This window comes from uncultured Bacteroides sp., assembly GCF_902472605.1.
In the GTDB taxonomy this organism is placed as follows: domain Bacteria; phylum Bacteroidota; class Bacteroidia; order Bacteroidales; family Bacteroidaceae; genus Phocaeicola.
In genome coordinates, this window is the sequence record NZ_CABROP010000007.1 from 37,651 (window position 1) to 50,587 (window position 12,937).

The 12,937-nt window shown below is 52.0% G+C and carries 12 protein-coding genes; 10 read left to right on the forward strand and 2 right to left on the reverse strand.

Annotated features, from left to right (window positions below; genetic code table 11):
• Positions 1–4: 4 nt before the first annotated feature.
• From RDP42_RS02800 to RDP42_RS02845, 10 genes are read left to right on the forward strand one after another with little or no spacing between them, the layout of a single operon-like run.
• Positions 5–355, forward strand: a complete 351-nt coding sequence (locus tag RDP42_RS02800; RefSeq protein ID WP_308762440.1) for an NADH-quinone oxidoreductase subunit A — start codon at positions 5–7, stop codon at positions 353–355.
• Positions 346–936 (forward strand): NADH-quinone oxidoreductase subunit B, encoded by a 591-nt coding sequence (locus RDP42_RS02805; protein WP_308762441.1) that lies wholly within the window; start codon positions 346–348, stop codon positions 934–936. The genes RDP42_RS02800 and RDP42_RS02805 overlap by 10 nt, the downstream gene beginning before the upstream one ends.
• A gap of 14 nt (positions 937–950) precedes the next feature.
• Positions 951–2,570, forward strand: coding sequence for an NADH-quinone oxidoreductase subunit C (locus tag RDP42_RS02810; RefSeq protein ID WP_308762442.1), 1,620 nt, complete (start codon positions 951–953; stop codon positions 2,568–2,570).
• Between the two features lie 56 nt (positions 2,571–2,626).
• On the forward strand, positions 2,627–3,718 hold the full coding sequence (gene nuoH, locus RDP42_RS02815; RefSeq protein ID WP_308762443.1) for an NADH-quinone oxidoreductase subunit NuoH: 1,092 nt from the start codon (positions 2,627–2,629) through the stop codon (positions 3,716–3,718).
• A 16-nt stretch (positions 3,719–3,734) separates the two neighbouring features.
• Positions 3,735–4,184, forward strand: coding sequence for a 4Fe-4S binding protein (locus RDP42_RS02820; RefSeq protein WP_308762444.1), 450 nt, complete (start codon positions 3,735–3,737; stop codon positions 4,182–4,184).
• 16 nt (positions 4,185–4,200) lie between these two features.
• Positions 4,201–4,716, forward strand: coding sequence for an NADH-quinone oxidoreductase subunit J (locus RDP42_RS02825; protein ID WP_204480533.1), 516 nt, complete (start codon positions 4,201–4,203; stop codon positions 4,714–4,716).
• Between the two features lie 12 nt (positions 4,717–4,728).
• The gene (gene nuoK, locus RDP42_RS02830; protein WP_007557857.1) at positions 4,729–5,046 is read left to right on the forward strand and encodes an NADH-quinone oxidoreductase subunit NuoK; all 318 of its coding nucleotides are present in this window, start codon (positions 4,729–4,731) and stop codon (positions 5,044–5,046) included.
• Between the two features lie 26 nt (positions 5,047–5,072).
• Entirely contained in the window at positions 5,073–6,962 is a 1,890-nt protein-coding gene (gene nuoL, locus RDP42_RS02835) for an NADH-quinone oxidoreductase subunit L (protein ID WP_308762445.1), read from the forward strand.
• Between the two features lie 20 nt (positions 6,963–6,982).
• Entirely contained in the window at positions 6,983–8,464 is a 1,482-nt protein-coding gene (locus RDP42_RS02840; protein WP_308762446.1) for an NADH-quinone oxidoreductase subunit M, read from the forward strand.
• Positions 8,465–8,482: 18 nt separating this feature from the next.
• Entirely contained in the window at positions 8,483–9,901 is a 1,419-nt protein-coding gene (locus RDP42_RS02845; protein ID WP_308762447.1) for an NADH-quinone oxidoreductase subunit N, read from the forward strand.
• Between the two features lie 322 nt (positions 9,902–10,223).
• Here the strand turns inward: RDP42_RS02845 and RDP42_RS02850 are convergent, their stop codons facing one another.
• A complete protein-coding gene (locus RDP42_RS02850) occupies positions 10,224–11,117 on the reverse strand; it encodes a helix-turn-helix domain-containing protein (RefSeq protein WP_308762448.1) in 894 nt (297 codons plus the stop codon).
• Positions 11,118–11,256: 139 nt separating this feature from the next.
• Entirely contained in the window at positions 11,257–12,915 is a 1,659-nt protein-coding gene (locus RDP42_RS02855; protein WP_308762449.1) for an MFS transporter, read from the reverse strand.
• Between the last annotated feature and the right edge of the window lie 22 nt (positions 12,916–12,937).

Below are 12,937 nucleotides of genomic sequence, written 5' to 3' on the forward strand. Positions count from 1 at the left end.
ATATATGTTTTTTACATTTATTATTGTAGTTATTCTGACAGCCGTCGTGCTGGTCGCTGCTGCAATGGCCATTGCCAAGCTATTGGCTCCAAGGTCATTCAATCCGCAGAAAGGAGAGCCGTACGAATGTGGTATTCCCACTCGCGGAGAATCATGGGTACAGTTCCGTGCAGGTTACTACCTGTTCGCCATCCTGTTCCTGATGTTCGACATCGAAACCGTGTTTCTCTTTCCGTGGGCAGTAGTGGCCAGCCGGGTAGGAACGTACGCACTGGTCAGTGTAGGATTCTTCCTGGTTGTCTTAATTTTAGGCCTGGCATACGCCTGGCGGAAAGGAGCACTTGAATGGAAGTAAAAAAAGCCACCTCCATCCGTTCGATGAAGTATGAAGACTTCAAGAACAACGATTACCTGGAAGATATGGTGCGCCGCCTGAACATGGACGGGGCAGGTATCATTTTAGGAACAGTAGACGAACTGATCAACTGGGGACGGAGCAACTCGCTCTGGAGCCTCACCTTCGGAACCAGCTGCTGCGCCATCGAGTTCATGGCCTTGGGAGCCGCCCGCTATGACATGGCCCGCTTCGGATTTGAGGTAACCCGTAACTCCCCGCGTCAGGCCGACATGATCATGGTATTGGGAACCATCACCTACAAGATGGCTCCGGTGCTGAAGCGTCTGTACGACCAGATGGCCGAACCGAAATACGTGGTGGCCGTGGGCGGATGCACCATTTCCGGGGGTCCGTTCATCAAATCTTATCACGTGGTGAACGGCATCGACAAGATCATCCCCGTCGACGTGTACATCCCGGGATGTCCTCCGCGGCCGGAAGCCTTCTTCTACGGCATGATGCAGCTGCAGCGTAAAATCAAGGTGGAACGCTTCTTAGGAGGCGTGAACCGCAAGGAAAAAGAGGAATCAACCAAGTAAAAAAGAAAATGCAAATGGAAATTGAAAAAATAAAACGCATTACTCCTGAAGCGGAAATCTGTCCGACGGGTGAAACGGTGGTGAAAATACCGGCCGACAAGCTGCATGCCACAGCCCAGGCCTTGCATGACGACAAGGAGGAGCCCATGGATTTCCTGCGTGACATCGTGGGAATGGACTGGGGGGAAGAAGGACTGGGGGCACTCTATCTGCTGGAATCTACCCGCACAGGTGCCCGAATCATCCTCAAATCAGTGGCTCCCGACCGTGAAAAGGCTTTCCTGCCTACAGTGAGCGACCTGTGGAAAACGGCCCTCATCAAGGAGCGTGAAGTGTACGACTTCTTCGGCATCGTCTTCCTGAACCATCCGGATATGCGCCGCATCTTCCTGCGTGAAGACTGGAAAGGTTATCCCATGCGCAAGGATTATGACATGAACTCCAATCCGCTGCAGATGGACAACGAAGAGAACGCCGACCTGACCGACGAATACTTCCTCCATCCAGACGGTACACTTGAGGGACGCAAAAACGTAGTGTTTGGAGAAGATGACTTCGTGGTGAACATCGGCCCGCAGCACCCTTCTACACATGGTGTATTGCGTATGCGTACTTCTCTCGACGGTGAAAATATCCGCAAGATCGACCCGATTTTGGGTTATATCCACCGGGGCATCGAAAAGATGAACGAAAGCCTGACGTATCCGCAGACACTGGCGCTGACCGACCGCCTGGACTACCTGAGCGCGCATCAGAACCGTCACGCCCTGTGCATGTGCATCGAAAAGGCGGCGGGCATCGAGGTGCCTGAACGTGCCCAGTACATCCGCACCATCATGGACGAGCTGCAACGTCTCGATTCTCACCTGCTGTTCTACTCCTGCCTGGTAATGGATATGGGTGGACTGACACCGTTCTTCTACGGGTTCCGTGAACGTGAGATGATTCTGGATATCTTTGAGGAGACCACCGGCGGCCGTCTGATTCAGAACTATAACATGATCGGGGGTGTGCAGGCCGACATCCATCCTACCTTCCAGCAGAAGGTGAAGGAATTCATCAAGCACCTGCGCAGCGTAATCCAGGACTATCACGATATCTTCACGACCAATGTCATCGCCGACACCCGTCTGAAAGGGGTGGGAATCCTGTCAAAGGAAGATGCCATCTCACTGGGTTGTACGGGAGGTACCGGACGTGCTTCCGGATGGGCCAACGACGTGCGCAAACATCATCCGTATGCTTTGTATGACAAGGTGGATTTCAAAGAAATCACTTATACGGAAGGGGACTCTTTTGCCCGTTATATGGTGCGTATGGACGAAATCATGGAATCCTGCCACATCATCGAACAGTTGATTGACAACATCCCGGAAGGTGAATTCCGCGCAAAGACCAAACCGATTATCAAATTGCCGGAAGGCGTGTTCACTTCCTCGGTAGAAACCAGCCGTGGAGAGTTCGATGTCGTACTTGAGAGCCATGGAGACAAGGTGCCTTACCGTCTGCACTACCGTTCTACGGGACTTCCATTGGTACATGCCATGGATACGATTTGCCGCGGAACCAAGATTGCCGACTTAATCGCCATTGGAGGTACACTCGACTTTGTCATCCCTGACATCGACCGGTAAGATTCCGGCTGAAAGGTGGACAATCCTCACTGTAAAACTGAAAAATTAAAAGAAATATGTTTTTAGATTATTATAATTTCAGCCCGCTGCTCATGCAGATTCATGCCTTTCTGTGCAGTCTGATGCCCGAGTGGCTGGCACTTACCCTTGAAGGCCTCGTGGTCGGCGTGTTCATTCTCCTCATGTACGCCGTGCTGGCCATCATCCTTATCTATATGGAGCGTAAAGTCTGTGCGGCTTTCCAGTGCCGTATCGGTCCGAACCGTGTAGGAGGAAAAGGCGGACTGTTGCAGGTTCCGGCCGACGTGTTGAAAATCCTGACCAAGGAAATCATCAGCCTGAAGAACTCCGACCATTTCCTGTACAACCTGGCTCCATTTCTGGTCATTCTGGCCTCTATCCTTACCTTCTCCTGCCTGCCGTGGAACAAGGGAGGTGAAATCCTGCACATGAACATCGGTATCTTCTTCGTGCTGGCGGCTTCTTCCATCGGCGTCTTGGGTATCCTGCTGGCCGGATGGAGTAGTAACAGTAAATATACATTGATTGGTGCCGTACGAAGCGGAGCCATGATTATCAGTTACGAACTTTCCATCGGTCTCAGCGTATTGACCATGGTGGTTATGAGCGGTGCCATGGACATCCAGACCATCGTGGAAGGACAGGCCAACGGATGGAACATTTTCAAAGGACATATCCCGGCCATCATGGCATTCATCATCTACCTGATTGCAGGTAATGCAGAAGCCAACCGTGGCCCGTTCGACTTGGCCGAAGCGGAACAGGAGCTGACCGCCGGATACCATACGGAATATTCCGGTATGCACTTCGGATTCTTCTACCTGGCCGAATACCTGAACCTGTTCATCACGGCCGGTATTGCCACCACCCTCTTCCTGGGCGGCTGGATGCCGTTGCACATTGCCGGACTCGACGGCCTGAACCTGGTGATGGACTACATCCCCGGCTTTGTCTGGTTCATGGGAAAGACCTTCCTCATCGTCTTCCTGCTGATGTGGATTCGCTGGACCTTCCCGCGTCTGCGTATCGACCAGGTGCTCACCCTGGAGTGGAAATATCTGATGCCGCTGTCACTGGTGGTTTTGTTACTGATGACCGTATGCAAAGTGTGCGGCCTGACATTTTGATTAAAAATTTTTGAATATGAATGCATTGGAAGAATATTTGAAAGGATACGTCAGCGGAGTAAAGAGTCTGCTGGTAGGTATGCGCACCTCCATAAAGGTGTTCTGCCAGAAGAAAATAACCGAACAGTATCCGGAAAACCGCCATACCACTCTCCATATTCCGGAACGCCACAGAGCCATGCTCGAAATGCCGGTCGATGAAAACGGCAACAACCGTTGCATCGCCTGCGGCCTGTGCCAGATGAACTGTCCGAACGGCACCATCCGCCTGACCACGGAAATGCGCGAGACGGAAGACGGCAAGAAGAAAAAAGTACTGGTGAAATACGAGTATAACCTCGGCTCCTGCATGTTCTGCATGCTGTGCGTCAATGCCTGCCCGCACGATGCCATCCGATTCACGAATGACTTCGAAAACGCAGTATTCCAGAAAGAGAAACTCGTAATGACACTCAACAAGAAATAAATAAAACGAAACGGATATGAGTCTATCACTTCAAGAAATCGTATTTTATATCGTAGGTGCCTGTATCATTGTCAGCTCCATTCTGGCTGTCACTACAGGAAGACTGCTGCGTGCAGCCACTTACCTGCTGTTCGTGCTCTTCGGCACAGGAGCCATCTACGGAATTCTGGGCTACACCTTCCTGAGTGCGGTCCAGTTGATGGTGTACGCCGGAGGTATCGTGGTATTGTATGTGTTCTCTATCTTGCTGACCCAGTCGGACAAGAATATGAAATACCGGCAAAACCGGGCCAAACTCATCAGCGTGCTGATTACCACCGTGGTGGGAGCCGTGCTGGTGCTCTTCCTGGTCATGACCAACGGCTTTGCCCTGAACCTGATTCCACAGGGAGTGGAACTTCCGGTCGACCAGATCGGACACGCGTTGATTGGTACCGACAAGTACCAGTTCGTCCTGCCGTTTGAGGCCGTCAGCGTATTGTTGTTAGCTTGTATGATTGGTGCGATATTGATTGCACGCAAAGAAAAATAATACAGTAAGATTATGGAAATAGAAATTCATGTAGTTCACTACCTCGTCATCAGCACCGTCATGCTTTTCTGCGGCATCTATGGTTTCTTCACCCGCAAGAACCTGCTGGCCCTGCTGATTTCAGTAGAATTGATGCTCAATGCGACCAACATCAATTTCGCGGTATTCAACCGTTATCTTTTCCCCGGACAACTGGAGGGACACTTCTTCAGCCTGTTCGGAATAGCCATCGCCGCTGCCGAAACCGCCGTGGCCATCGCCATCATTATTAATGTGTATCGCAACCTGAAACAGGTGCTTACCGATGATATAACCGATTTGAAAGGATAACTTTCTTATACATTATTCAATTGCTTATGGATTATACAATTCTGATACTTGCCCTCCCGATGCTGAGCTTCCTGCTTCTGGCACTGGCCGGCATGAAAATGCCTCATCGCGTGGCGGGCGCCATCGGCACACTTTCACTGGGAGTGGTGGCCGTACTGAGCTATCTGACGGCATTCAGCTATTTCACGGCTCCACGTACTGCGGAAGGTCTCTACCCTACGCTGACCCCGTGGAACATCGAATGGCTGCCGTTCACTTCATCGCTTCATATTGACATGGGTATCCTGCTGGACCCGATTTCCGTCATGATGCTGGTGGTCATCTCCACCGTTTCCCTGATGGTACACATCTATTCTTTCGGTTACATGAAAGGAGAGGTGGGCTTCCAGCGGTATTACGCCTTCCTGTCGCTGTTTACCTTCTCCATGCTGGGACTGGTGGTTGCCACCAACATCTTCCAGATGTACGTGTTCTGGGAGCTGGTGGGTGTGTCTTCCTACCTGCTCATCGGTTTCTACTACACCAAGCCGGAAGCCATTGCTGCCAGCAAGAAAGCGTTTATCGTGACCCGTTTTGCCGATTTGGGCTTCCTGATCGGTATCCTGATTTACGGATATTACATGCAGACCTTCACCTTCAATCCCGGTACGGAACGTCTGATGCAGGCTGGAATGGTACTGCCGCTGGCCCTGGGACTGATGTTCGTAGGTGGTGCCGGTAAGAGTGCCATGTTCCCGTTGCACATCTGGTTGCCGGATGCCATGGAAGGTCCGACTCCAGTATCTGCCCTGATTCATGCCGCCACCATGGTGGTAGCCGGGGTGTACCTGGTAGCCCGCATGTTCCCGCTGTTCATCGGTTATGCGCCCCACACCCTGCACATCGTAGCCTGGGTAGGTGCTTTCACTGCCTTCTATGCTGCCAGCGTAGCCTGCGCACAGAGTGATATCAAACGTGTGCTTGCCTTCTCTACCATCTCACAGATTGGTTTCATGATGGTAGCACTGGGTGTTTGCACCGCAGCCGACCCGCACGAGGGTGGTTTGGGTTACATGGCCAGCATGTTCCACCTGTTCACGCACGCCATGTTCAAGGCCCTGCTCTTCCTGGGTGCCGGATGCATCATCCACGCCGTACACAGCAACGAGATGGAAACCATGGGCGGTCTGCACAAATACATGCCGATTACCCACATCACCTTCCTGATTGCCTGTCTGGCCATCGCCGGTATTCCTCCGTTCTCCGGATTCTTCTCCAAGGACGAGATTCTGACGGCCTGCTTCCAGTACAGCCCGGTCATCGGATGGATCATGACGATTATCGCCGGAATGACTGCCTTCTACATGTTCCGTCTGTACTACTGTATCTTCTGGGGCAAGGAAAACAAGGAACTGCATGCACACCACGTGCCGCATGAAAGTCCGCTGACCATGACCTTCCCGCTGATGTTCCTGGCACTGGTGACGATCGTAGCCGGATTCATTCCTTTCGGACACTTCGTTTCTGCCAACGGACATGCCTACGACATTCACCTCGACTGGGGAGTGGCCGGCACCAGCATCATCATTGCCGTCATCGCCATCGCCCTGGCCACCTGGATGTATGCCCGCGAAAAACAGCCTGTACCCGAAATGCTGGCACAGCGTTTCAGTACCCTGCACCGTGCGGCCTACAAGCGTTTCTATATGGATGAGCTCTGGCTGTTCGTCACCAAGAAAATCATCTTCCGCTGCGTATCCACTCCGCTGGCATGGTTCGACCGCCACGTCATCGACCAGTTCATGAACTTCATGGCCTGGAGCACCAACGCCGCCGGAGAAACCGTACAGCCGATACAGAACGGTAAAATCCAGACGTACACTCATTATTTCCTGGCAGGAATCATTGTACTGACAATCATCTTGCTGCTGAACTAACAAAGAAGAATCTATAACGTATGAATATATTAAGTCTTTTCGTATTGATACCTCTGCTGATGCTGTTAGGACTGTGGATTGCCCGCAACGTCAATCAGGTCAGAGGAGTGATGGTGGCCGGCTCGTCCATCCTGTTGGTGCTTGCCGCCTACCTCACGGTGTCTTATATCGGACAGCGCCATGCCGGAGCCACGGCTGAGATGCTTTTCACAGACAGCATCACGTGGTACGCCCCGCTTCACATCTGCTATTCCGTCGGAGTGGACGGCATCTCGGTGGTCATGCTGCTGCTGAGTTCCATCATCGTATTTACCGGTACATTTGCTTCCTGGAAGCTGAAACCCCTCACCAAGGAATACTTCCTGTGGTTCACCCTGCTGAGCACCGGTGTGTTTGGTTTCTTCATCTCGACCGACCTGTTCACCATGTTCATGTTCTATGAGGTAGCCTTGATTCCGATGTACCTGCTCATCGGCGTATGGGGAAGCGGCCGCAAGGAATATGCCGCCATGAAGCTGACGCTGATGCTGATGGGTGGTTCTGCCTTCCTGCTGATCGGTATCTTAGGCATCTACTACGGAGCCGGTGCCGAGACGATGAACATCCTGGAAATCGTGAAACACCAGATACCGACCGAGATGCAGCGCATCTTCTTCCCGATGGTCTTCTTGGGATTCGGCGTATTGGGTGCCCTCTTCCCCTTCCATACCTGGAGCCCCGACGGTCATGCTTCCGCCCCGACGGCCGTAAGTATGCTGCACGCCGGTGTTTTGATGAAATTGGGAGGTTACGGATGCTTCCGTATCGCGATGTACCTGATGCCGACCGGAGCCGCCATCTGGGGCGACTTCTTCCTGGTGCTGACCACCATCTCCGTGGTGTACGGTGCCTTCAGCGCCGTGGTACAGACCGACCTGAAGTACATCAACGCCTACTCTTCCGTGAGCCACTGCGGACTGGTGTTGTTCGCCCTGCTGATGATGACCCGCGTGAGTGCGACGGGTGCCATCCTGCAGATGCTGAGCCACGGATTGATGACGGCCCTGTTCTTCGCCCTCATCGGTATGATTTACGGACGTACGCACACCCGTGACGTACGCCAGCTGAGCGGACTGATGAAAATCATGCCGTTCCTCTCCGTAGGTTATGTGATTGCCGGTCTGGCCAACTTGGGTCTGCCGGGGCTGAGCGGATTCGTGGCCGAAATGACCGTGTTCGTCGGCTCCTTCCAGCATCCTGATCTCTTCCACCGCACCTGCACCGTCATCGCCACGATGAGCATCGTCATCACGGCGGTCTACATCCTGCGTGTAATCGGAAAAATCCTGTATGGCACCTGCCAGAACCCGGAGCACCTGAAACTGACCGATGCCACCTGGGATGAACGCTTTGCCGTGATCTGCCTGATCGTGGCCGTAGCCGGACTGGGACTGGCTCCTTACTGGGTGAGCCACCTCATCAGCGGAAGCGTAGAACCGATTATCAGCCAACTTATCCGATAACAAATAAAAAGAAATTATATGAGCGAATTATTTACTATGCAGGCTGAAATCAGCCTGGTCGCCATTATCCTCCTCCTGCTGCTGGCCGACCTGATCATGAAGACGCCCAGCCACAAGCCGCTCCAGTACATGGCTTGCGTGCTGATGGTGGTGCAACTGGCCCTGAACCTCGTTCCGACCAGCGGAGAGGCCTTCGGAGGAATGTATCATGCCACCCCGATGGCATCTGTAGTAAAAACCATCCTGACCGCCGGCACGCTGCTCGTATTCCTGCAGTCGGGCCAGTGGTTGTCACGCGAAGACACGCGCCACAAAGCTGGTGAGTTCTACATGCTGACCCTGAGCACCCTGTTGGGAATGTATTTCATGGTGAGCGCCGGAAGCTTTATCCTCTTCTACGTGGGACTGGAACTGGCCAGCATCCCGATGGCCTGTCTGGTGGCCTTCGACAAGTTCCGTCACCACAGCGCCGAAGCCGGAGCGAAGTTCATCCTGAACTCCATGTTCTCTTCTGCCCTGATGCTCTACGGTATCTCCATGGTGTACGGCACCACGGGAACCACCTACTTTGCCGATGTGACGGCCGCACTGACGGGCACCCCGCTCCAGGTGATGGCCATGGTGTTCTTCTTTGCCGGACTGGGATTCAAGCTGAGCCTGGTGCCGTTCCACATGTGGACGCCCGATACTTACCAGGGAGCACCGACCAATGTGTCGGCTTACCTGTCTGTCATCTCCAAAGGTGCAGCCGCCTTCGCCCTGATGAGCATCCTGGTGAAGGTGTTCGGACAGATGGTGGCCGACTGGAGCCTGCTGCTGAGCATCGTCATCGTGCTGACCATCACCCTTGCCAATGTCTTCGCCATCCTGCAGGAAGACCTGAAACGGTTCATGGCCTACAGCAGTATCTCACAGGCCGGCTACCTCATGCTGGCGGTATTGGGAGGAAACGAACAGGGAATGGCTTCACTGGTGTACTACCTCGTGGTGTACATCGCTGCCAACCTGGCTGTATTCGGTGTAATCAGTGTCATTGAACAACATACCGGAGGAAGAGTGGACCGCAGTGCGTACAACGGACTCTACAAGACCAACCCACGCCTGACCTTCCTCCTGACGCTGGCCCTGTTCTCTCTGGCCGGAATCCCGCCGTTTGCCGGATTCTTCTCCAAATTCTTCGTATTTGCCTCTGCCTTCCACAGCGGCCACTGGCTGGTGGTGTTCCTGGCATTGGTGAACACCATCATTTCCCTCTACTACTACCTGCTCATCGTGAAGGCGATGTACATCACGCCCAACGATACGCCGATTGCCGCTTTCCGCACCCCGGCCCTCGTCCGCACGGGACTGTTCATCTGCCTGGTCGGAGTCATTATCCTGGGACTGTGCAGCGGCGTGTACGATTTGTTCAGCCATGTAGCGGGACTGGGATTCTAAAGCTGATAATCATTTTATTCCACTTTTATACAAGAAAAGCCGTCTCAAAATAACATCTGAGACGGCTTCTGTTTTTTATAAGTTTCACACTATCCGGACAATCAGACTTTTGAAACAGCCTCATTTTTTGTCTAAAAAATGACTGCGGTAAAAACCCTTCGACCTTCATTCAAAAACGCAAGTACGTTTCAACTCAAACGCAAGTGCGTTTTACTTTAAACGCAAGTACATTTTAAGTAAAACGTCAAAGCGTTTTACTCCAAACGCAAGTGCATTTTTAGGAGAGTTATAACCCATTGAAAATCAACAATAAAAAAGCCCGCTATTCACTTTCAAACGGCATATTCTCCTCCGCACACCGATAATGCAAGGGAGAAAGTCCGGTTTCTTTCTTGAAAAAAGTCCCAAAGGCGGAGGCATTGGGGAAATGAAACTCATCGGCTATTTCCTGCACAGGCTTATTCGAATTCTTCAGCAACAGCATGCTCCGACGAATGATGGCCCGAAACACCAATTCCTGCACCGTATATCCACACACGGATTTTGACAAAGCCGAAAGATACTTGGGTGACAGACAAAGTTTGTCGGCATAAAAGGCCACTCCCCTCTCTTGCTTGTAGTATTTCTCAATCAAACGAATCAACTGAATAAAAGTATCAATCTTGTGTCCGGCCGCCTGATTCTCTTCCATCAGCCGACGGCTGTAAATGGCACAAAGCCGATACGTCAAGGACAGCAACAACAACTTCCGTTCGTGATTGCCGAAAGGATTATCCGTAGAATGACGATACCGACTAAGCAACAGGATGTAACGGGCGATGTCTTCTTCCTCTCCCGTAGACCACACGTAGCAAGGTTCTGGAGTCAGCGTGGCATACAGATGCATGGCCACCACCGAACTGCCTAACAGTTCCCGGATAGGGTCTACCCGGTAAAATAAAAAACCCACCCGCAAATCTTCCGTACACGTCCCTGCACAGAACTCCGTGTCTTCGGACAAGAAAACCGTCTCTCCCGCCTTCGCCGTAAACGGTTTCCGGTCCAAAGTGAACTGGAAACTTCCCTGCTCACAGACAATCAGTCCCAAATAATCCATCCGGAAAGTCTTCTGCAATACCGGCGGGAATGTGTCCACCGTACCTTCAGAGCAACAAATATCCCTGCGCTCCACCAGCGACTGATTCAGCCTCATCAAACGTGCTTCTTGTGTATCCATAACTCCAGATTCAAGTCCTTACTTTCGTTTAATGATACGAAGATACACAAAAAAGCGTCACGGCAGAGGCTTCGCAGCTATTCCCCGCCGAAAATATAGATTAAGAAACGAAAAGCCTCCCCGTGACGCATCACTTCCTTCAAGAAACAGGAACCGGTAAAGAAGACAATCTACGCTTCTTCCAGGGTATCAGCAGAAAAAAGACCGCACAGCCCAGACAACCATAAAAAGTCCATCCGGCCATTTCCTTGACTGCCGACAGAGTGGCCTGTACCTGCACGGTTCCCTTGGCCGACATCGCCGCCATCTGTTCGGCTTCCTGTCCGCTCTTTCCCTGATACTGCATCCCCTGTACTGTCTGGGTATAAGAAGCCGACACTTCCGGATTCAGCCGGTCACGGTCTTGTGCGAAACAGGTGACATAATGCTGCTGACGATGCTGCATCACGTTCGTATACAAAGCCGTACCGATGCCGGGGCCCAGCACCATCCGCACGGTAAGCATAATGCAAATCCAGGTAGAGAGATACTTATAGGGCATACGCTGGTTGGCATACACCGCCGTCAGCGAATACAACAGCATCATCCCCGTAGCCCGGATGATGACCGGATATTTCATCCGCTCATACAAGCCGGCCGTCTGCACCTCAAAGTACATGAACAGGGCCGAAAGGCCAATCAAGACAAAGCCCAACGAAAACAGGTATTTCAAATGTACCCCCTTACGCCCCAACATGACGGCAATGACACAGCCGATGAAATATCCTGCCATGCTCCAGTTGTTCAGGGCCGCATTCTGCCAGTTGTCTATTTTCATCCCGACCCCGGTAAACACGTTCACAAACAAAGCGCTTGAATTGAAAAGCATCAACAGCAGGAACAACAAGATTCCTATCCGAATGGAACGCAGCTTGAAGATATCCATCAAGAAATACGGAGAATGTTGTTTCTTCTCCATATACACAAAAAGAGCCGTAAAGCACATGGCACTCCCCGTAGCCCAGCAGATAGAGGGGTCATCGTACCAGTCGAGTACCTTGCCATAGACCAGCACGTAAATCACCGAAGCACACATCAGACAAAATATCACCACACTCCCGAATTTCCGGAAAGTGATGGGAAAACGGCGAGATGCATAAGTGTGGTAAGGCATGGTGACAAACACCACCAGCATGGAAAGCAGCAACGCCCCCATCATGAAATAATAGACGTACTGCCATTCATATTCGTATGCCAGCCAGGCGGTCAGCGAAGTGCCCAACTGTCCGAGAATCATAAAAAACAGGTAGATGGTCGGCATACTGACACTTTTCTCCCCGTCCAGCCTGTCCCATCCTGCTGCATCCACAGGGTCATTCCCCGGCGTGATGTTGCGGGTGGCCTCCATCCCGAACGCATACTTGATCAGCGTAAACAGGTTGACCATCATCAGCACCATCCGCAGAAATCCCATCACCACGCTACAGACCGCCAACACATAAATACTGTCGGTCTTGGCACAGACGTAACTCAGCAGGTAAAGCAAAGAAAAACCTACGATACACATCATCTTTTCCCGACGGAGGCACACCAACTCATAGAAGAAGGGCGAAAAGGCTGCCATTCCCACAGAAGTGAGAAAACCGACAAACTGAATATGTTCCGACTGGATGCCCAGTCCACTGAGCATTTCCCCACTATTGGCGGTATAAACCCCGCTTGCCGTCAGAATCGGCACAAAAAGCAGGACCAGAATCAAGATGCCCAGCGGTTTGGGCACCCAGTTATAGAACGGATAATTTTTAGGACAAGAAGGCATAATTCTACTTTTAAAAGAATCC